The sequence below is a fragment of the Mucilaginibacter sp. genome, from assembly GCF_035492695.1.
Classification (GTDB): domain Bacteria; phylum Bacteroidota; class Bacteroidia; order Sphingobacteriales; family Sphingobacteriaceae; genus Mucilaginibacter.
Map to the genome: position 1 here is coordinate 325440 of NZ_DATJJC010000012.1, position 22230 is coordinate 347669.

A 22230-nucleotide genomic window follows, 5' to 3' on the forward strand; every position below is an offset into this window, starting at 1 on the left:
ATTACAAGCCGAAGAAAGCTTTAATTACCAATGCGGAAACCACAAGGAAGACGCATGAACCGCCCCATCCCATAATTTCCTTGTTGATATCCTGGTCCCCCGCGTTCCATTTTGAATAGACGCGAATGGCACCCACGATACCCACGATTCCGCCAATTACCAAAGTAATATTGGTCACGGGGTCTACATAGGTTTTTAATGTAGTAGTAGCTGTGTTTAGGCCGTTGACGCCGCTTTGCGCAAAGACAGGGACAGACAGGGCCAGCAATACGGCTGAAGCCCACAATTTTTTTGTTTTTGAGAACATTAATTTGGAGAAAAAAATAAAGGCGGAGATCTTTTAAAGCCTGCGGGGAGCAGGCCGGTTATAGAAAAAAGGGTGTCCAGATCACGAACAACACCCCGGTTAATTCACCCAAAATAGATCGGCAATACCAAGCTGCCGGAGAAAATCTTTTTGAGATTTCTTGATTGAAGAATTAAGACAGGAACCTTTTACAACTTCCAGGGAGGAAGCGTCAAATAAAATCAGGCATTCAGATTCCGAACAATGCCCGTAAAAATGGACCCGAGAGGATCATAAAAAAAGCAGCGAAAAACCATGCGGCTACAGCGGCATCCATGCGATCCTTCCCCATTTGCCAGTTATGGTAAATTCTGAGCCCGCCTAAAAGACCAAATAAAACGGCCAATACCATGGCACAATCAAAGGCTGAGAAGAAGGAGGATGAAAGATCTTGTTTGGCCTGCTGCATTTCATTGATTCCGGGCTGTGCAAAAGTTAATGCCGGCAGAAGACAGCAGGCAACAGGCAGGAAGAATTTCATGTATTAAAAGCTTACGGATTTGATGTACTCGACCGACTCTTCACGGGCGAGATTAAAAAGCTGTTTAAGGCTTACACCCCCTGAAAACGCTACCGGGGATTCCTTTGCTGTATCGGTGGGTTCTTCTACAACTGTTTTAACAGGTTGGATATCCTCTACAAAAGTGAGTTCATGTTTGTCATTTACGGATTCACCGCGATTCGTTCGGATGTAATCCCAAAGGATGAGGGCCACATAATAAAAGGTATAGATACCAAGCAGCCAAAGGGCAAATTTTATCCAGGTCATAATTCTGTGTTTTGTATAAATTGTTTAATAATGGTTTTGAGTTCCGGGTTGGTTTCAAAAAAATATTTGACTGCAAAGACGACAAACCTGGTAATATCAACGCCTGTCGCCATTTTAAACTTGTTCATCAGATCGACGGTCTGTTTATCAAAACGGACGTGAACCAGGCTCTTGTGGTCGCTGTTGTCATAGGCAAACAGCGACCTGAGGACGGCATCATGGGTTAAGATCCCGTTGGCCTTACGCTCGTTTTTTACGCCAATTCCGTTCTCAGGCTCTTGCTTGCCTGCTGGCAGATCGTCTGCGACTTTTATAGCTGCACGAACATGATCATGAAGGATCAGCACAGCGTAATAGGCCGCATAAGTGCAAAGGATTCCGATTATAAATTTTACCCGCGTCATAAGTATGAGTTTTGTATAAATTGTTTGATGATCGTTTTAAGTTCGGGGTGCTGCTCTATAAATTGGCGGACGGAAAAGGCTACGAATTTTGTCGCGTCGATCCCGGTCGCTATTTTGAACTGGTTGAGGAAGTCAACGGTCTGCTTGTCAAACCGGAAATGCACCATTGTTTTGTGATCGCTGTTGTCATACTCAGTCAGTAACTGAAGTATGGGCGCATCCGAAGACTTGTTTGCCTTCTTTACCGGTTTTTTAGCATTCCCGGTTGTCACAGGTAATTTATCGCTTACTTTTTTAACCTCGGGCTTTATCATTTTCTCGCGCAGCTGGTCGGCCAATGATTTCATTTTTTCCATAAGCGGTCGGCAAATATTTCTTCGAAAACAGGGGTGATGATCCCATAAAGTGACAGCGGTGTTTGAAAGGTGGTGATCCTTTGAAAGTCGATGCGGTCAGGGATCGCTGTGGTGATCTTCCCGAATTTGGAAAGCTGTTCATTAACTTCGCTCATGATCTCGAATTTCACATTCGCCTTGATGCGGTTCGGGATGAAAACTACATCCACTTTGGGGTTTACCTTTTTGAGCACTACCGTAAACAATACAGTTGATTCAAAGGTGAATTCATCGTAGGCGAAAGGGCAGATCACCAGGTCGGCGGATTTAAAGACGGGTATTAAACCGTCATCATCCAGCTTTCCGGGCAGATCGATCAGAACCGCCTCCTTCTTATTTTTAGTAAGCACCGGAATTAATGGCGCGAAGCTTTCAAGGTTAGCGGGCAGTACGTCGTATGGCTCATCATTTTCCAGCACTTTAGCTTTTTCAAATTTTTGCGATATGGATTGCTGGTAATCCATATCGATAACGGTCACGGGCCAATCTTTAGCCAGGCTCAGGTAATTCCCTGATAGGACGGTGAGTGTACTTTTTCCAACGCCGCCTTTTTGGTTGCCAAATAAACAAATCATAATTCTTCATGGGTTTATCCCCTAACGGGTATTAGTTCTTGCTTTCTTTTGTCTGCGGCGCTTCATCCCGAGCACCTGCTGGTCGTCTACGTCATCGGAAATCATGACCGGACGGATGTAAATGGGTTCCGGCGCATACCCGGAATAATAAGTAATGGCATCGCCGCTCAGGTAATCATGAAGCATTATTTCCGGTGGCATATAAGCTGGTTCGATTTCGGTATGCTGATCCAGGAGGTATTGCAGTTTCAGGATTTCGCTTCCTTTAAAAACTTGTTTGGTATCATGGTCTATGACGGTATAGCCATAAGGTGCTTTTCCTTCAGAAGAGTGGAACACCATATCGAGTCCGTACTGCCTGTGCATCAGCCCAACAAAATCGGGTGAAGCCTTATGGGCGATAAACAAGGCTCTTAGTTCAGCTATTCTGGCCTTGTCCGGTAAATAAGCATTTATCTTTTTCTGAAGTTTCTCTTCATTAAGGTAATTCCGGCCAAGAAAGCCCTGATTTTCCAGGATCAGATAAAACTGCGCTTTGGTACTGAACCGGTATTGCATCGCAAAATCATAGCCCAATACCCTATTGATATTTCTTACGGCCCGGACCTGTTCGTAATCCCGGTCGATTTGTTTTCCGTCTTTTCCTACACGGGAGCTCACCACATGAACATGGTTGTTTTCCGTGTCTTTATGGAAAACGATGAGATAAGGCTGGTCGCCGTATTTCATTTCCTTCAGCCACATGACTGCGGCTTTGGTCAATTCCTGCTTGTTGTAATTACGACCAGCGGCTGAAATTACCGCGTGGAACTGGGTATTTTTAATGCCCCGGTTCTGTGCGGAAACCATCAGCAGGTAGTTAACCAGGTCCTGCGGACGCGGGTTACTTAACGCATGTATTGCCCCGAAGTTGGCGATCAGCATCAGCTCGCCCGTGTTGCGGCCAACTTTATCTGTATTGTATTTTACGCCGGCAAAGGTCCTGGATGGTTTTTCGAGGATACGGGCAATCATAGGTCAAGGGATACTATAAAGAAGATCGGGATATCTGTTTATCAACCGATCAGGATATCGGCTGATCTCCATATCAGCAGAACAACCAATCTATATGGGTTACGATCAGCTGATCTTTGAAGCAACCTATCGCCTTATCTGCTGAGTCTGCGATCAGTTTATCTGCCGATCAGTTTATCCTGCGATCCTATTATCAGTCAATCTGTTTACCAGCCGATCTTGCGATCTGCTAATCAGGCTATCTTCTGATCTATAGAGCTTTTTATCTAACGATCTGTGTTTTTTATGTCCCCATGGCCCTAATGATTTTCCGAAGGGAAACCTCGAATTGTTGCTGGACACAGATGTATTCTTCAAACAGGCGGTTGAACTGATCTATAATAGCAGGACTTAGTAATCCTTTTAATTTAAGCGTATTGGCATGTTTAGCTAACTGATTGATATTGTTGCCTATCCGGCCCATTTCGGCACCTGCGGCATCTATGTATTTGATCAGTTCCCTGGAATTGATGACCGTCTTTTTCACATCAGATAAAATCCGCACCCTGATTAAGTCCGTTTTAGATATACCCAGTTCTTTTTCCAATGCGGATACTTCTTTGTACTCCGCTTCGGTAAATCTTACATTAATAAATTTGGTGCGCTTACCCTCTTTTAATTTCGGTCTTCCATTCAGCTTTTTAAAGTCCTCCATGAAAAAATGAGTTGCGAAATTTTTTTATATCCCCCCGGGAGGGCAAGTGACTTTTTGTGTAACAAAAAGACATCTTGCCGTTGCAAAAGCAACGGAAATTCTGATTATCAAATTGCGATTTTCAGCCTATAAGAAGTTAGGTGGCGGAGCCGCCATTGGTCGAGTGCTATCAACGTGTGGCCTATCTTTCAAAAGGGACCCGCAGTCCGGAAAAGAAATTGCTTTTTGTACTTTCCGCTGTCACTACTGTTTTGAGCTGTGCCTTTAATTTGTCATTGTAATCGTTAAACCCTTCGTATATCGCTGAACGGTCAGTAACATAAGGCAGCGCCTTAATAAAATCCCTGGTAGCAGATTTACCGGCTTTATCCCGGTCAAAATAAATGTCAAGGCAGGAAAATGCTTTGGCCTTATTAATTCCCTGCTGAAGGAGGGAAAGGGTGTTTAAAACGATAATGCTCTGATCTGCTTCGGGATTTTCATTCCGCCAGCTCAAAAAGTCAATGAAACCCTCAAAAACAGCGGCTTTTTTGGGATGCCCTGGAATATAGGTAATGCCTTTATGTCCCATACAGCCCTTAAAATACCTGTTCCTGACTTCCCAGGAGTTGTTTTCATTGAGCCAGCCCGCAGCAAAATAATGCTTACGTACATCATGCTCGTCTTCGATATAGTAATAAACTTCGCTCAGGTAAAATTTCGCGATGTCAAATACCCCTCTGCTTCTGAGATAATCGGTTATCGCCGGATGTACGCCAAGTGGTTTGACCCGCTCAACGATATGTTGTACTTTGACTGGCTTACGTGGCCGGCGCGGCCGTGGTTCGGTAGAAGCAATACAACAAACCTGCTGGATCTTTTTAACAACGTCGTTAAAACCGAGGTTCTTCCAATAGGCTAAACCAAAATCAATGATATTGCCGCCTTTGCCTAAACCGTGGTCGAACCATACACCCAGTTCATCATTGACACTAAAAGAAGGGTCGTTGTCATCGTCCCGGAGCATGCTAATGTACATTTTTTCGCGACCGCGTTTGGGAACCGGCTGATAACCCAAACGGCTCAGCAAGTCAACCAGGGACCCTTGCTCTTTAAGTTCCCTGGCCGTTAATAGTTCAGACATAAATAGTGGATTTTGAGTTAATAAATAACCGATAGCAGAATAGAAAACGATCCATTCAGCTTCCGGCAAGAATAATCGTGTCAATCGTGTGACTTATTTGCCCATGGTATTAGGCTTTCTTGCACCGGCAGCGGGTAACGAACCCGTTAATTCATTTCTGCCGGTATATATTTTCGGAACTACCCGCGTCGGATCCTACGATCCGGGCTTTCGCCTGCCCATGCGTTTTCGGTTAATGATATTATCTCCCCTTCGCAAAATTTCCGGTGATTAGCCGGATAATGTTTCGTTCCCGTATGTCAAAGACCTTTCAGAAGAGCTAAGCATGGAATGGCTGGCCCTACTGAGGTCAAAATTCACAAGAAGGGAGAGGGGTATTACAGGAGCTTTTCGGTACTACCGGAAAATAAATTTCAAAAATGCCGGGCAGCATTTGCTATGCTTGAAACAGCGATGTTTACTAATTTAACCACAACAGCGTTTACTAAACTTATCACAGCGAAATTTACTAAATTTATAACAACAATATTTACTAACTTTAACACAGCAAAGTTTACTAAGCTTATTACGGTTTAGTTTAAGTCATTCAAACAGTTAAATAAACGATATGGCAACACCACAGGAAAGATTTGTTGAAGCATTAAAAGTGCTTAAAGCGCTCCAGGACGAAGGCGTTGTAGCTATACATACAGATAATATTCCCAGCAGGGCATATCGCGAGATATTGGTAAGGAATGGCTTTTTGAAGGAAGTAACAAAGGGATGGTATATCAGTGCCGACCCGGGAGCGCAGCCGGGCGACACTACTCCTTGGTACAGTTCTTACTGGGAATTTTGTGCGGAGTTTCTTGAGAACAAATATGGTGAAACGTGGTGTCTGTCGGCAGACCAGTCACTCATGATTCACGCCGGTAACTGGTCAGTACCAGCACAATTATTTGTCCGCTCACCGAATGGAAATAACAAGCCCACTCCACTGCCTCATCATATGTCTTTATTTAATATGAAGGCAGAGATACCCGGAAATGACCAAATGGTTGTTGAAAAAGGAATACGGATGTACAATCTTCAGGCATCATTGATCTACAGTTCGGCAGGTGTCTACAGTGGAAACGGCATTGATGCCAGGACTGCTTTGTCCCTTATCCGGGACGCTTCCGAGTTATTACCTGTTTTGCTGGAGAAGGGTCATACTACCATTGGGGGAAGGTTAGCCGGGGCCTTCAGAAACATTCAAAGAGACAGAATAGCTGACCAGATCATGGAAACCATGAAACAGGCCGGGTATGATATCCGGGAAGAAGATCCCTTTGAAAATAAACTTCCAATTGATCTCTCGCCCCGTGAACGGTCCCCTTTTGCAAACCGGATCAAACTAATGTGGCAGCAAATGCGTGAAATAATCATAAAAGACTTTCCGCCTGCACCGGGTATTCCAAAGGACCATGACGCTTATCTCAAAGATGTCGATGCCATATATGTAACCGATGCCTATCACTCCTTATCTATTGAGCGTTATAAGGTAACGCCGGAACTGATCGAGCGGGTAAGCAGCGGGGCCTGGAATGCTAAAGAAAACGAAGACGATAAGAAGCAAAAAGATGCGATGGCTGCCAGGGGTTATTATCAATCGTTTCAGATCGTGAAAGAAACCATAGTTAAGATTCTTGGTGGCGCCAATCCAGGTGCGCAGGTCGACAAAGATCATCAACGGTGGTACAGGGAACTCTTTGACCCAAGTGTTGCAACAGGCATCTTAAAAGCCGCCGATTTGGCCGGATACCGAAGCCACCAAGTATTTATCAGCAATTCCAAACACGTGCCCCTTAGCGTCGACGCGATGCGGGATGCGATGCCGATATTATTTGAATTGCTTGAAAATGAACCGGAAGCATCAGTAAGGGCAGTCCTCGGTCATTTCATTTTCGTTTTCATCCACCCGTATATGGACGGAAATGGAAGAATGGGCAGATTTTTAATGAATGTTATGTTAGCATCAGGCGGCTATCCGTGGACTGTAATACCAGTTGAAAAGAGACAGGAATATATGAAAACATTGGAACAGGCCAGCGTTGACCAGGACATCAGCGCATTCTCAAAGTTCGTAGCCTATTTGGTAAATGAAGGACTCAAGGGAAAACCCATCGCCGTGTTGCCCGAACAAAAACTATAACAGAACCACTAACTTCATAAATAAACGGTTCGAGTCCTACGATGAATAATACATGGTATAATTCGCCGCTACATGTTACAAATGATATTATAAAAAATGGATGAAAATACTACGGTAGCTTGATTCTCTATTTACAGGAAAATATTAAAAATGTACTAAATCACACCAACGACAACTTGTCACCGAGCACACTAATCACATGATTGATATGCGACCTAAGACTAAATAGAGTGCGGGATTGAAGGATCTTAAAAATATTGAGTGAGCAATGGAGAGAAATGGAATAGTTGTATTTCTTTTATTTTGGACAAAATCCATTAATTGACTTCATTCCACGATTTAATATAATCTTGCAAATTGTCAGCTATAACAATAAGCTCATTTTTCGCTATGGACATTTGCTGGCACATTAATGGATGATCGATGTTACGTTGCAAATCATTTAGATTTACAACGTAAATATTATCGTCTTCACTAAACGAGGCCGGATCTTCGGTTATTATATAAACATCATCAGGGTTTTCGTCTGTGAACGGATTACGGATTTTGCAAACCTGACCTTCAAATTCTGGCATCTTCATCTCCATACTCAAATTTAGCTACTTCCGGTTGAAATGCCTGTCGACTATAGGTGTCAATGCTAAATAATGGACTGAAATTGAATTCCTTGAACAACGGTCAAAGGGGTTGTCTGTCTTCTTTTAAGTAACGCGATTTTCTTCAATTTGGCGTAAAAGAATTTCGATCCCTTCGCTGCGCGTCAGTATATTTCCTAATTCCTTCAATGAGTGCTCATCATGGTATATTCCGTTGGGATCATTCCATATTAACCATTCAATTATATCCTCTCTAGTCATCGCATTTATCAATACGATAAGCTTTCTCTCTGGCAAATCAGCAAAGGTGTGATAATTAAAACCGGATGTTTCCCAAAAACCCATACTTAAAGATAGGATAAAAAGTGGATTTCAATGAGGATCATGCAAAATAAATCATTATCCTGCCATCGATAAATATTAAACAAAAAATAAGTAGTTGTCAGATATTATATTTTCCAATACCTTGTGATCAAGGGATTGTTGAACATTATTGTGGCCTATTTCGGTTGTAAACTGGTTGATCTCACTGAAATTTGGCGGCTTACCTAAGTTTCGTCTTTTCTCTATCTCTGACAAATACGCTTTTCGCGCGGGAAGTTGGGTGGTACAAGCCTCGATCATAAGTTTGGGCCAAATAAATTTGCTCAAGTCTTGAAAAAAGACCGAATCCTGTTTTAACCTATTTTGAAATTCGATGTTCTTATTTAGATGGACCAGCGAATTCGATTGCAGATTATTGAGCTCAGCTGCACGAAGGGCTGATCTATTTTCCAGATCACTTATCGGTGAATAAAACGGGGCCGGAAGCAGTTCACTTAAAAATCTGTTTATATTAGAAAAACAACTGGTCAGATCAACATTAATTTTTTGAGCATCAATCTTTTTGTATTGTTCTGTCAGTTTGTAGATCAAGATCAATGCCTTGGTGCTGTTATATGGGTGGGTAAAATAGATGTTCCATAGTTTTGTATAATTGAGGATGACCTCTTCTAGCTTTTGTTCATTTGGGGGTTCGTGCGAAATCGTATCTACGAGCCATTTGGTTAACTCATTTGTTATTGGGTTTCGGGTATCATCTTCTTCTTCCCACTGGCCAGAAGAAAGATCTAAGGTTTCAGTAAAATATTGTTTAAGATATCCTTTGGTATAACTATTATCGTGAGGTGCAATTTGGTGCTCAAATAAACGGCGAAGCGGCTCATTGATTAGATCAAGATGTTCTGAGACATCAGTTTTGAGATATGAAATAAGGTTATCGGATTGGGTATCAAAATAGATGCTATATAACAGAAATTGTTGCTCCAGCGTTCCGAAGCGCGACAGCAGTTCCTGGTAAAATAATAGCTTTTCAGAAAGGTCGTTGCGTATGGCTTCGTAATATTCACGAAATCGGCGGCGTGCTTCTGTTCTGACCTCTTTCTGATACTTCAGTACACGGTCGGCACCGGTATGTCCCCGGAGCGGGATATCAAACCCGAACTTTAGAAAGTTCTCGTTGTTCCGCGTAAAGCTCATTTTAATCTATTAATGATGTCTTTGAAAAATCCATTGGTACTATCGATCAGCACCTGACGGTCAAGATAGATATTTCGGTGTTCACAAGATGTCTCGCTAACAAGCCCGCAGGCAAAGCATGAGGCCAAATTTAGTTCAAACAGACCTTGACCGTCTGATCTCCAGCATAATGGGTCACTATTGCAAATAGTGGCCCGCACCAAGGCGCTGCGCAACAGGTCGTTTAGGTTTGTTTCACGGGTCTGGGCGATCAGGCCCCCCATACTGCCCTCGGCTCCTTCTGCTGTGTAGATCAGACAGCCGTACATTTTTGTTTCCGCATCGTTTGAAACAAACAGCCGCTCGGAAAGTGAAGCCGTCGGATAGCCACACCTGAACTCTAGCTCCCTCATGATAAGATGTGCAAAAGTGTGGGTCATATACAGCCGCCAGCCCCCGGTCTCGGCAAAATATGTCGCTCCCTCGGCAAACCTATTTCTTCTTCGGTTTAAAAGACGCGAAAAACGCCTGGTATCCGTCTCGGCCTGTTGGATGGCATTGTGATCAAATGCAAAGAATATCCCTTCACCAAAATTCTCTACTACCGGATAAGAGAGTACATTCTCGGCTCGCGATCGAAATATATTCCGGTTCATGATGTCCGTCGACCCCGACTCATACGGTTCAACGCGCGAAAAATCGAGTTGTGCAGAAGTGATCTTTAAGCGGTCGATGCGAAGGATGCGATGGAAATAAGGTCTGAAAATATCGGCCAAGTTAGTAGTGACATCGTTGACGAACAGGTCCTTTCGCGAAATATTTATCTCATCCTCAGACTTATGGGCAAATGCCGAGTACTCTTGAAATCGGAACCTGACATCACGGTTTTCTTCCAAATTGATCGAAGCACTCGCCATAGCAGGTGCGTTTAAGACCTCTATCTCTGCCTGGATCGTCATACACAGGGCGAAGTTCTTAGCATTCATAGCCCGCTCAAGTTGTTGTTCAAGTAAAAGTTTGCGCAACTCTCCTTCGGTCATAAAAAGCTCCGGCGGCATAAAAATACTGGTCATGATTCTGGAAAAATAAAGATTGTTGCCAGTGGTCAAGGCTATCCTGGTGTCGCTACGCCTGCAGGCTTCGGCCGGAGGCTGTGCCCGGCGAACTTCAGGTTTCCCAAAATATGATGCGGGCGGCCCTGTTTCCGATTCCCAGGGCTTATGGCCTGGGCAGACCAGCTTAAGGCTCATGATGCCTTTTAACGAGGTTCCGCCTGAAAAACTACAGCCCGGATTGTTACATTTCAACCATTTACCGTCAAAACCCGTGGCATTTGCTGCCGTTTCACTGATCTGGATATCAGGCCGGTTACAACAAGGCTGTACGTTATAAAGGTCGATCTCATCGTTAAGGGCATGAGGCTGCTCGATACGCCACCGCAGAAAGTGTGCCCAGGGGAAATCGCTGATATGCCCGTTCTTGCAAATGAGCACTATATTATCTTGTTTGAGCGGTATAGGCACTTCAAAAGGGGCACCATCGCGTTGAAAGGATTGAAGATATTTAGGAGGAAAGAACTTTTCCTTTTCTCTTGTCCAGGCGTTGTACCACTGTTCATAAGTCTTCAGGTGGTCTCTTTTATCAAAAAATATTTTAGGCATAAATTCGCTGTTGATCGCGAGATGTGCCCGCGGCCCCTCGATCTCATTATAAAAGTCATCGAGCTCTATATTTGGAATAAGCGTAAGAAATAATAGATTGTCGATCCTTTTAGCATCTTTTAGTTCACGGAGCAAACGCTCATCATTCGATAAGCAGATACCCTGTAGGCCGCCCTGTTTTTTGACATATGCCTGTGGGTCTTCAGCCAATTGCAACGCTTCGTTATAAAGTTCCTTTACTTTGTTAAGGAATCCCCATTCTTCGATACAGGAGATAAGAATACTGCCATAAGCTGTATGCACCAACGATCCCGGGCCGCCGTAGGCTGATAAAAGTTTGAACTTACTTACTGCTTCGTTCGCTTGTCTGTTCCTGGAATCTTTTCTTGCCATGGTCTTAGATTTATTGTTGGACAGTTTTGATTACTACTGCTGGTGCGATCTCCCTAAGTGATTCTTTCACGTTCCAGTTATCATTGATCGCTTCGTTGTTCCTTGGTGCGAACAAAGACTGTGGGGAAACAGATTCACGAAATTTGATATCAATTGTTGGATCCTGTCCAGTTATCCTATCGAGCCATCTGGTGATCAACAGGTCGTCTAGTTGAAAGTCTATATCCTCGATCTCTTCTTCGGTGATAATTCCTTCAACATTCGAGGAGACACCTGTCGGGCGGGTCTTTAAGTAGACATTAAGCTTTAGTGAGCGTTTGTATATCTCATAAATATAGCGCTTTATATCTTGCCGTATTGTTTGAACCCTGACCATATCTACCGACCTGGCATCGTCGTTGTTCATGAGACCAAGCTGTTCATCATGACGGACCATCACGGCAAGATACATGGCGAAATACCTGTCAAGCGCTTTATTTGCAAAAGGAGTTACCGATATGGGCTCGACGTAACTATAAAACTTTTCATGAAATTCCCGAAAGCGTTGATAATGGGAAATATCCCTTGATCTGAAGGGATGGTGAACAGTAAAAACGATCCCTTCCAGATCGCGGGCGACGCGACTGGATGCCTGTATATATTCAGCTGTGTTCCTCGGCATGGAATTGATGACCATGGTGTTGAACCTTGAAACATCGATACCTACCGAGATCATGTTAGTCGCAATAACAAGCTCTGGAGGGTAGGGCATCTTAGCCAGCTCCCAAGCGCTTTCTATCGAAGCGAGGTTAGATTTCACTTCTTCACCTGATAACCGGCCGGTAAGTTCTGAATCATTGATCTCACTTCTTGGCTTAACGATCCGGTTAAGAACGCTCCACGGGATAACGTTCTTGATGATCAGATTAAGGTCGCCAGGCAAATAGTGACTGAGCTGTGACTGCGTCTTCCCAACCTCCTTTAAACTGTTGAAGTATGATAGCACGGTATGATAGTAATCGAACGCCTTTTTAAATTCGGTAAAGGTCGCAGTATCATGAAAAATATCATTATAGCTAAAATGCTCCAATAAAAACTTTAATCTGTGAGCAAGACAGATAGATGCTACACGCAATTGCATCCAGACCTGTGTTTTCCCAACAGGCAACAAACCTATATAACGCCGGTTCGATGCATATACTTTAACATCGTCCGTTCTTCGTTTATAATACGAGAAGAACGAATCATCGCAGGCGATACCTTGTTTTGGGAACATTTCGCAACGCCGGTCAAAAAGTGCAAATATTTGTTTGTCTGTGTTCCTCGTTGTAGCAGTCGAGGTAATTACTTTTGGGCGGATCTGTGTACCGTTGGCATCGTACGAACAAAGTTCGTCAACACTTTTTTCAAAAAGACCGACGGCTGAACCGAGAGGCCCTAACAACAAATGCAGTTCATCCTGGATGATCAATTCGGGTGGGAGACAACTGTAATTATAGCCCCGACCCAAAAGTCGCCGCGAGTCCTGGTTTCTTCCTTGCGCACCAGTAGCAACCTTGTTGGCAAGTGCCGCGAACTTATCGACGGTGCCAAATAGCAGGGTTGGGGGATACTTATAGATATCCTCATCGAAAAGCCTGAGCGGTAGACTTTTGTTTTCGTTTGGCCTCCGGGCATTGAAAGTACAGCCGGACGTGTTACACATGATGGTAAGTTTATCATTAATGCCGTAATGATCCCTATCCACCGGTTCGATGTTCGGAAGTGCCCTATTGGTGAACAAAGCACCTCCACACCAGGGACATTCTGTGTGCGGCAAGCTGGTGGTGATCAGTTTTCCTTCAGTGATCTGCTGCGAAATATTGTTTAGCGCTTCGCGCATTTTATCCCATTTGTTTGGAAGAGAGCTACGGCCGACAAAAAGTCCGATAGTTATTCGTTCGACACCGAGGTTAAGAGGCCCCGGTATTGGAAACCCATCTTTACGGATCGTCTCGAGCGCGCAAATTAGCAAGGTAGCACGCTGGAACTGTTGCAACGTTAACAGTCGCAGGGTATAACGCATTAGCACCGTAGTGCCCTTTCCCCTGTCATCTCCATGTGTGAAGCGCCGATAGGCTATCGCGAAAGCAATGATGCCTAAATATGCTTCGGTTTTACCGCCGCCGGTTGGGAACCAGACCAGGTCGGCGAGCTCGTTCCGTTCCGGCCAACCAGTTCCAAAAATATCGATGACAGTATGATCGTTCCTTTGGGGGCGGATAAAGGCATCAACGTTCAAAAGAATGAATGCCAATTGGAAGGAACGCCAGGCATATTCCTTGTCAAGGCTGATGTTACGATAAAAGTTTGCGTTGCTTTCGGAAGGGACGAAGGGTTGTTTATCCGTCTTTTTTGCTGCCTTTATCATTGAGCCGTGGTGCAACTGCATGAACATGGCGGTGTTCATAATTCGGAAGGCAGCCATTCCCTTTGGGTCTCCTCGCAGAAGCTCGATATTGCGTGCAAGCCTATTACGGTCTTGTTCGCAGGCTTTTAATTGTTTTGCAAGCAGTTCTTTGCCCTGAGTGATCTCGTCGTATTGAAGTTCTGTCCATTGACAGGTGATCCATTCGCTGTAAGCGGAGATCATTTGTGACAGATCGGCAAGGATAACATCGTCTGTCCTATTTGTTAGTGTTGACAGACGTCGAATTGATAATATTTCATCTTCGATCAAGCCTACCACCTTGTTCTGTTCCACCTTGCTTGGCCGGAAATCCACGCTGGGCGTATCCTGTTGCGGCAAGAATTCGGTACATACATAACGCAAATCATTTCCAATGGCACTATTCCCCCAACTAACAGAAGTATTGTAGCCCTCGGCATAGTCCTTGAACCTCCGATAAAGCAACTTGTTAAAGTTATCCTCTTCATCAATGACTAGCAGATTTGGTGGGTTATAAGGGACAAAAATGCGTTCGGCGTTTTCGGAGACGATCATTTTAACACCAAAATAAGCGAGCTCGTTGGCCCGATCCTTTTTATTGAGCTGTTCCGGCTCATCTGGGCGAAGTTCTACAATAGCTTTATTGACAAGAATAAGCTTAACATATACAGCATCTGTTTCTTTTAGATATTGGTAACTTACCCAAAGGTCAGGAAATCCTTCGACCGGAATCTCCCCGCGTTGAATTGCCCCATCGTTAAATGCGGGTAGAATGAGTGAAATGTCATGAAAGTGCGATTCCCAAATTGGTGTCGGAAAGTTCCTTCGTGAGCTCGCCCGATGGATCGCTTTGAGCTCATTCACGTATTGTTTGATCTGTTGATAGATCTCAAGGTTTTCAATAAGCAATTGTAGCGTGTCAAAATCACTTTTGTTAGCCAGTATGATCTTTTGTATCTCGTCAAGCAATGTACCCTCGTAAAGCGTTACCGTATCGTATGTTACGCCATCATACGTCTTGGCCACAGCGCGAAAAAGGTCTTTATCCGGGAAAATAGAGGTAACAAGGGGAAGTACAGTTTCCCTAAGCAGGCGGTCGAGGTTGATATAATCTAAGGGATATAGATATAGGTTGATATCAACGCCAGGCGCTAAATAGACAAATATATTACCATCAAGTTCTACGGTCTCGAAAATGCCGCTAAAATGACTGGCAATGATTGCAGCGGTTTGCGGCCCATAACGCTCGACCCAAAGCCCTAATTTGCGCTGATGACAATCATGCTGCCTGATCTTTTGATATTGCCTGAAAGTTACCGTCAGTGCGAGGTCACGGTTCAAGGAGTGGTCTGCCCCAATGGCAAAGGAGAGGCCGCAGGTGTTCGGGTAGTTCTGGTTCTTGCTTGACACACTTTCGTCCTGGTCATCAAAGAAATCCTCGTCATCGGCCTTTGTCGATATGTCTTCGTTCTGTCCATCATCGCCGTTAGGCAGTTCGGGGTCTTCGCTCCGGGCAGCCGCCTCTTCAGCAGTGATCGAAATTGGAAACAATATTGCGGAACTGTAATGATAAGCCGGAAGTTCACCGATAACTTCATTGCGATCATCTAATGCACGACAATCCCGGAGCGCCTTACCTTTAAATTTGTTCGTGTCCCAATCAGCCGTGAAAACTAGCCGTTTGTTAAACGCACCGGGCCCGGTTATCTGCTCTTCTAAAAATTGTTCCAGGTCGTTTCGTTTTTTCAGGATCGGCTCATGTATATCGTTCATATCGCTCAGGTTATTATTTGCTCTATTTGCTCCAGATGGATCTTGTCGCTGATCTCTGCGATGAGAGCGATGGTGTCCCTTTTCTTTTCTTTTTCGTTGACGCTTGTATCCGGAAGTTCAGCGAGTATCCTTGTTATCTGTTCTATCACGCTATCACTAATGTTTATGCCAAAGCTGCCGGTGTCTACCATTAGACCGATTATCCTCGTATAGGCCGCTTTTAACCGGTTGATGTCCTCACGGCATTTTACTGCGTTCCACGCTGTCTGTCGATCCTCGATAGCCAGCCGATCACAAACAATCTTCCAGTCATTCTTTGATCTTGGCAAATGCAGTTCGTTTTCAGAGTCATTGTTCTGGAGATAATCTTTTTCAAACGTAGGTCTTGAAATAGAAAGTCCCTCGCTTCTCATACCGTTGTAAAGCCCGGGTTCGGTTTGACTTAATTTTAGGAGATCCTGGTGCCAATGCCTTGCACCGTCGGATAGAGTTATCAGACGGTCAACCATGTTTCTAATGTCCATGTTCTTCACAATATCCTCTATAGGTACGAACAAAGAACTGTCGTCAAGAACGGCCGCGATGGTTCGGATCAGATACCCGTTCTTCCTGATCAGTACCGGAGTTGTTGGACGAAGCACGATCTTTCTATTACCAGAAACAGTGATCTCAATATTAATGGGCAAATTACGATGAGCCGACCTGCGCTCCTCCATAACGATATGTTCAAGCATTTCGGAACGGGAAAGATCCGAAACCAGCTCAGGTTTTTCCAACGCTTGTTCATCGCCGCCCTGGTCTTCTTTTATTGCTTTGGTCCTTTTAAAATCCCTCAATGCATTTCTACACTTTTCCAGCAAGTCTTGTCCCTGGCGCTGCCACTGTTCAAGATGAAGCGTTTGGTCTTTGTCAATTATAGCCCTGGCGCCCCTTGTTAATGCGTCGAAATGGTATTTCAAGGCCCGATAGCGGGCAAATGGCTGATAAGTGTAATAAAGAAAGTCCGGAACAACGATCCTTAACCTCTCCGCATTTCCTGAAAGCGGTATGTTGTTCAACAGTATGATATTAAAAGCATCCAGCAGGATAATGGGCTTGCCATTTTGAACTAGGTCTCCGATTTCTTCACTGTATCCAATATATCCAAATGTATGGATCAAGTGATCTTTCAGTGCAGAGATCACGTCAGGGAACATTGGGGCTTTCGGAAGCAACAAAGCAGCGTTCTTATCTCTCGGCAGATAATTACCTATCCAGTCCAGCTGATAGATCAACCTGATGACTGCGATAGCCTCCGCAAGCAATTGACCGGAAACCTCATAAAAATCTTTTTTGAATCGATCTTCCCAAACCGTGAGTTGAAAACCCCTGTGAATGCACATGAACCATTTTGTAGGGAACGGCGTAGTGAATATATTGAACCCTACCTTGTCCCAGCCGTTCCTTAGTTCGATGAGCGCCGCTATCAATAGGGGGTCACAATTGGTGTTCACTACCTGATAGCTATTGACCACATCGATAATGTCCGAACTGCTACCAACGCCCAACTCGGCATTTGTCAAGATCAATTGCTCATCGGTTATATCTTCATGACAAAACCTATTTGATAGTTCTATCGTGAATATTCTTGAACCGCCCCGAAACTCGTTGATCACGGCAGAACTGACATCGACGTGGTAGGGATAAGTCAGTATCAAACAACGGGTGATGTCAGTCTCCTGAAGTTCATCCAATATTTTATCGCGAAGGTTGTGGTCATTGCGAAAGAGATCCGTGTATATAAATCTGCTTAAGGCTCTATTTCCTATATCCAATTTGGACTCTGTAATGTGCAGTGTTATATCCTTTGCGAGATCAATGCCAAGCGCATTAGGAATAAAATTCCCTCTGCCCATTGCATCCAACAAATAAAAAAGGTCTTCAAAAATGTTTTTGTGACCAGGTATTTGTTCATCGGGGAAAAGCGGAAGGAACCGGTCTGTGGCCACTAACACCCCATTGTCAAAACAATGCACATTTGGCTTCGACCGGAGATATTCGATAGTAAAATTCTTGTTCCGGCGGTAATAACCGTCCGAAGATCGATAGCCTCTAATATCGAAAAGCGCGAAACCGCTCAGGTCTTTTAACGGATCGCAAGATAATAACTTTAACAACAGGTCTGCCCAGTGCAGGTATTCGAGCAAGGGCCGTATTTGCTCCTTCCAATACAACGGTACTTTTAGCGAAAGCTCGGGAATATCGAGTAATATCCATTTAAAGTACCATTCCCCGATCATAAAAAAAGCACTGTCTTCTGTGATATCCACATCCCGTTCATTAAGGATAGCCGTGACGATCCCATGTATCCACCGATATGAAACACCCTTTAGTTCCATATGATACATTTAAAAGAATATATTGCACGGGTGACCGCAATGTAGTTCTCGATCTTTGTGCGGTCATTAAACCCAGATGTGATCAGGATGACATTTTCAGACTCAAGTCCCCTGAACTTGATCGGTGTTGTGAACCGTAGCTTCAGATTTTTAAGGTTGATATTATTTTCTGACAGCTCCTCAACATGGCGGTTGAAATAATCATTTATTATCTTTCTTACTTCGTCTATCAAATGGCTTTCGACCAATATAATGTATTTAGAAGGTTCGCTTTTTGCTTCGTCAATCGTTCCTTTAATTGCTTCAAGCCGGGCGGTAATTACACTTGCGTAGGTACATAGCTGCTCGTGTTCTTTTAGTATTCTTTTATACTGACCATTTTGTAACAACTGCGCAAGGTCAGTAATCCTTTTATTCTGGGTACAGCGCCAGGTCGTGTCGAACAAATAATGAACAAAACTGCTTTCCAGCAAAAAATCGGCGTACCAGTCAATGTCCTTGAAATTTTGGATGATGGCTTGCTCCGGGTCATACAATATGAGACACTTCGGCCGATCAGCTATTTCAACTTGTTCGATGAGCGCATCCAGTCCTTTGTCGAAAAACTCCTGTGCTTCATCAATAATAATAAAATCGATATGCTCCTTGCCGATGGTTGAAAGCATGTCCCAATGATAAATGCGAAAGCTGACCAGGTTCGGATCCAGGCGATATTCTTCACAAATTAGGTGCCGCATCTTTGCGCGTAATAGCTGATTTGCGCAAAAATAGATGCCTTTGTGTTGTTTGATAAGATTCTCGGCTAGGAACTTCGTGGCAAGAACAGTCTTACCTGTTCCGGGACCACCTTGCACCATTACCTTACGATTTCTGCGAAGACCCTTAAGGATTTCATAGTTCTCTTCCAGAATGATATCGTTCCTTACCCGCTCGGGATCAAAACCATAGGTTGTTTGTTGCGGAAACAACTCCGAACGTAGCCTATCGATCTCACGTTTGCCCAACAACGGAAATTGTTCCCAAATTCTTGTTTCCACACGGTCTTTAGGGACGTTGGAATGCAATTGCTCGATTATCGTTCGGCGCGAGATCTTCGCCAGTTTTACCAGGAAATCAAAAAAAAGCTGATTTTTTCCGTGCTCAGTTTCTTTTCTTTCAAGATCAGCTTTTGAAAAGAAAAGATAATCGTAGCCCGATAGCTGCGGCCCATGTAACCTAAAGTTTGCTTCGTGAGGAAAAATTACCGCACGGTAAACGAAGGGAGAAGAATCGATCAACGCTCTCAAAGAGTGCACATATTCCTTCACCTGATTGAAAGGGTTTTGCGCCTCGTACCTTTTATTGCGGTCTTTACCATCGTAGGAATAAAACACATCATCCCGGTCAACCTCAATTGCACCGCCTTTTACTTCGATGATAAGAATTCCATATTTACTTACAATGATGAAGTCGATCTGCCCTTCTACTTTCTTTTCACTGAACGGATGGGACGAAAGGTTATAGTTGTGTTTGACATACCAGTTTTCCTCCGCCAGGAAGCCGTTATCATTGAACTTCATCATTTCCTGGTACACCCACATTTCACCGTATAAAGGGCTTTTGTCAGGTTTGCATATGCAACTGGCAAGGTCATTACGCGGATAGTTGTCGATGAAATGTACAGGCATGTTCAATCTGGGATTGGTTCGTTAGCAACCGAGCATATTTTGTTTATCGCATAGAGGGCCATTACCTGGCTTTGTGGTACTGTTTCCTTGTCCGGAAAAATGACATGGTCTTTTTGCGCGAACAGGCCTTTTGCACAACACCGATCAATGATATTTGCCAGTTTTTCTACCAGCGCCGTTGGCTCCATGTAGTTCTTTTGATCCCGCTGTTGTTCATACAGTACCTGCATCGTTTTACCGTCCGCTATATGTTCGGAAAAACCGTTATTGACGATCTCCAGGAAGTTTGGCCCGTTCGGGAATTCCTTGATTATATGCTCGATACCCGTGAAATAATGGTCTTTGAAATTCACTGTAGGGAACCCATCGCCATTTCCATATTGAACTGAGGTGATCCATTTGAAAACTGACTCCTCTTTGTTCGTAATGTCGTAATTGGACAAGGTGACCGTGATATTACCATATTTGAAAGGGTGACGCCTGAACCTCGAACCAGTGTTACGGACAGGTGGATCATTAAATATCTTTTGAGTAAAAGTGTTTAGGTCCTTAACATTTTCAAGCCTGGGTTCGCGTTGTACTAATGGCTGGGTCATTGGCATCAGACCGAGGGCTGTTCGCACCGTTGCCGCAAAGTTCCTGCTAACAGATGGGCAAACAGCATTTCCTGCAAGGCGCCATTTAGCGCCCTCCGATCCGATGAACTGAAAAGTTATAGGAAAGCTCATCAATGTAGCGGCCTCCCTAACCGTGGGCGTCCTGTATTCGCCGTCACCGATCCGATCATATTCTGAGCGATAAATGATCGCTTCCCTTGATGTGCCGATCTTGGTAGCAGTGATGGTCCTGCTAGGATTATCTTCGTTCTCCGGAAACGACATTACACCCATATAAGGATGGTTAGTTTTGAGGTGCATCGAGTTTCTCCATTCCGATCGGTAAAGCCCGGTATCGTAAAAATGGTCGGTAAGTGTCGACAGGTCAATGGAAAGATGTGGATATAAAGGATCGGTAAATCGTCCAGCTACTTCCCGTTCATTTGGCCGTGGCATACACGCCCTCATCTGCCCGAGCGTCCTAAATACAGGTAATTGCGGAGGCAACGTGGTGTCATTAAACGCGCGATGGGTTGGTCGGGGAACGACCAGTTCACCGGACCGAACGATCTCTCCACTGATAACTCTTTTCCGCGCTTGGGGCGAACCATAACTGGCTGAATTGATCACCACGTTATGACCCTCTAAAATGATCGCCACGTCAGAACCTGTTCTACCATTATTTATTGCCCATTCGCCTAATTCAAGGTCGTCAAAGGAATATTGTGAGGAAAGGTGCGAAATAGACTTCGTAACGTTTTCCATGAACCATGCCTTGAGTTGAGAACCTGGTTTGTGCTTTTTTACTGCCACGATACGTAGAAAGGCTTTTATTAGCTTAATACCCATTGACTTGTCAGCTTTTCCGGACCGATTCGAGTGCGAAAAACTGACACATGGGGGGCTGCCGATAATTATCGCGGTGTCGGGGAGCGCTTCTATTTTTTCTACCGAAGCATTGAATTCGAGCATGTTCTGAACCTTGCAATCTAGAACAAAGTTGTGATTGTAAGTGTCTATGGCTGGTTTCCAGTTATCTATTCCAAGCAGGATCGTAAAACCTTGCTGACGGAAGCCTTCGGAAAAGCCGCCGGCCCCACAAAACAGATCCAAAACTGTAAGTTCGTCCATTGATAAGATATGGTTTAAAGGGTGAAAATATGATTTTTTATGTTATCGACAGCGTTTTTGAGGTTGTTTTTTATCTCGCATTCCCAAACAGTAATAACCTGCCAACCCATTCGAGCCAACTGCGCTAAATTTCTTTCATCCCTCGCCACATTGTTCTCAAATTTCTTTGACCAAAACTCGGAATTGCTTTGTGGTAAATGTGGGTTGCAAGATGGACAACGGTGCCAGAAACAACCGTGAACAAAAATTGCAATTTTTTTACCGGGAAAGGCAATGTCTGGCCGACCGGGTGCTTTTTTCCAATTTAACCGGTAACCTCTAATACCACCTTCACATAAAGCTTTTCTCAGAGTTGATTCGGGTTTGGTATTTTTCGCCCTGTTGGCGCTCATCACCTTAGATGTCACCACATTCTTGGGCACTGGTGCCCGTCCATCTCGCAAATAATTCTTTTCAGCAATGATCATGGGAACATTTTTAAATAAATGTCAATGTTAAAGATTATTGCTGGACAATAAAAAGTGAATTTGGGATTCAGGAGTCGATCTTGCAAAGATACTAAGCTACAGATCGGCAAAAATTTGCCTGTTAAGCACTTACTTTAAAAATACTGCGTGCTCAAATTTACCGGGACCTAA

The 22230-nt window shown here is 44.1% G+C and carries 19 protein-coding genes; 1 reads left to right on the plus strand and 18 read right to left on the minus strand.

Annotation, left to right across the window (positions count from 1 at the left end; genetic code table 11):
- Position 1 precedes the first annotated feature (1 nt).
- From VL525_RS08150 to VL525_RS08190, 9 genes are all read right to left on the minus strand, one after another.
- Complete coding sequence (locus VL525_RS08150; protein WP_325385246.1) at positions 2-307, minus strand: DUF4134 domain-containing protein; 306 nt, start codon at positions 305-307, stop codon at positions 2-4.
- A 229-nt stretch (positions 308-536) separates the two neighbouring features.
- Positions 537-827, minus strand: a complete 291-nt coding sequence (locus tag VL525_RS08155) for a DUF4134 family protein (RefSeq protein WP_325385248.1) — start codon at positions 825-827, stop codon at positions 537-539.
- 3 nt (positions 828-830) lie between these two features.
- Positions 831-1115: a hypothetical protein gene (locus VL525_RS08160; RefSeq protein WP_325385250.1), complete on the minus strand. Its 285-nt coding sequence runs from the start codon at positions 1113-1115 to the stop codon at positions 831-833.
- Complete coding sequence (locus VL525_RS08165; protein ID WP_325385252.1) at positions 1112-1519, minus strand: hypothetical protein; 408 nt, start codon at positions 1517-1519, stop codon at positions 1112-1114. The genes VL525_RS08160 and VL525_RS08165 overlap by 4 nt, the downstream gene beginning before the upstream one ends.
- A complete protein-coding gene (locus tag VL525_RS08170) occupies positions 1516-1875 on the minus strand; it encodes a hypothetical protein (RefSeq protein ID WP_325385254.1) in 360 nt (119 codons plus the stop codon). The genes VL525_RS08165 and VL525_RS08170 overlap by 4 nt, the downstream gene beginning before the upstream one ends.
- Complete coding sequence (locus tag VL525_RS08175) at positions 1863-2489, minus strand: ParA family protein (protein WP_325385256.1); 627 nt, start codon at positions 2487-2489, stop codon at positions 1863-1865. The genes VL525_RS08170 and VL525_RS08175 overlap by 13 nt, the downstream gene beginning before the upstream one ends.
- 21 nt (positions 2490-2510) lie before the next feature.
- On the minus strand, positions 2511-3503 hold the full coding sequence (locus VL525_RS08180; RefSeq protein WP_325385258.1) for a relaxase/mobilization nuclease domain-containing protein: 993 nt from the start codon (positions 3501-3503) through the stop codon (positions 2511-2513).
- Between the two features lie 283 nt (positions 3504-3786).
- Positions 3787-4197, minus strand: coding sequence for a plasmid mobilization protein (locus tag VL525_RS08185; RefSeq protein ID WP_325385260.1), 411 nt, complete (start codon positions 4195-4197; stop codon positions 3787-3789).
- 181 nt (positions 4198-4378) lie between these two features.
- The gene (locus VL525_RS08190; protein WP_325385262.1) at positions 4379-5320 is read right to left on the minus strand and encodes a toprim domain-containing protein; all 942 of its coding nucleotides are present in this window, start codon (positions 5318-5320) and stop codon (positions 4379-4381) included.
- Positions 5321-5927: 607 nt separating this feature from the next.
- On the opposite strand from VL525_RS08190, the gene VL525_RS08195 reads away from it, so the two are divergent.
- On the plus strand, positions 5928-7493 hold the full coding sequence (locus tag VL525_RS08195; RefSeq protein WP_325385264.1) for a Fic family protein: 1566 nt from the start codon (positions 5928-5930) through the stop codon (positions 7491-7493).
- A gap of 317 nt (positions 7494-7810) precedes the next feature.
- On the opposite strand, the gene VL525_RS08200 is transcribed toward VL525_RS08195, so the two are convergent.
- The 9 genes from VL525_RS08200 to VL525_RS08240 form a co-directional block, all read right to left on the minus strand.
- Positions 7811-8074, minus strand: a complete 264-nt coding sequence (locus tag VL525_RS08200) for a hypothetical protein (RefSeq protein ID WP_325385266.1) — start codon at positions 8072-8074, stop codon at positions 7811-7813.
- 120 nt (positions 8075-8194) lie between these two features.
- A complete protein-coding gene (locus VL525_RS08205) occupies positions 8195-8434 on the minus strand; it encodes a hypothetical protein (protein ID WP_325385268.1) in 240 nt (79 codons plus the stop codon).
- Positions 8435-8509: 75 nt separating this feature from the next.
- On the minus strand, positions 8510-9607 hold the full coding sequence (locus tag VL525_RS08210) for a hypothetical protein (protein WP_325385270.1): 1098 nt from the start codon (positions 9605-9607) through the stop codon (positions 8510-8512).
- A complete protein-coding gene (locus tag VL525_RS08215; protein WP_325385272.1) occupies positions 9604-11640 on the minus strand; it encodes a DUF1998 domain-containing protein in 2037 nt (678 codons plus the stop codon). Before VL525_RS08215 ends, VL525_RS08210 begins: the two co-directional genes overlap by 4 nt.
- Before the next feature lie 10 nt (positions 11641-11650).
- A complete protein-coding gene (locus VL525_RS08220) occupies positions 11651-15820 on the minus strand; it encodes a helicase-related protein (RefSeq protein WP_325385274.1) in 4170 nt (1389 codons plus the stop codon).
- Between the two features lie 5 nt (positions 15821-15825).
- Positions 15826-18198 (minus strand): hypothetical protein, encoded by a 2373-nt coding sequence (locus VL525_RS08225; RefSeq protein ID WP_325385276.1) that lies wholly within the window; start codon positions 18196-18198, stop codon positions 15826-15828.
- On the minus strand, positions 18189-19865 hold the full coding sequence (locus VL525_RS08230) for an NERD domain-containing protein (RefSeq protein ID WP_325385278.1): 1677 nt from the start codon (positions 19863-19865) through the stop codon (positions 18189-18191). The genes VL525_RS08225 and VL525_RS08230 overlap by 10 nt, the downstream gene beginning before the upstream one ends.
- Positions 19866-19867: 2 nt before the next feature.
- The gene (locus VL525_RS08235) at positions 19868-21592 is read right to left on the minus strand and encodes a DNA cytosine methyltransferase (RefSeq protein WP_325385279.1); all 1725 of its coding nucleotides are present in this window, start codon (positions 21590-21592) and stop codon (positions 19868-19870) included.
- A 14-nt stretch (positions 21593-21606) separates the two neighbouring features.
- Positions 21607-22059 (minus strand): very short patch repair endonuclease, encoded by a 453-nt coding sequence (locus tag VL525_RS08240; protein WP_325385281.1) that lies wholly within the window; start codon positions 22057-22059, stop codon positions 21607-21609.
- Positions 22060-22230: the final 171 nt, after the last annotated feature.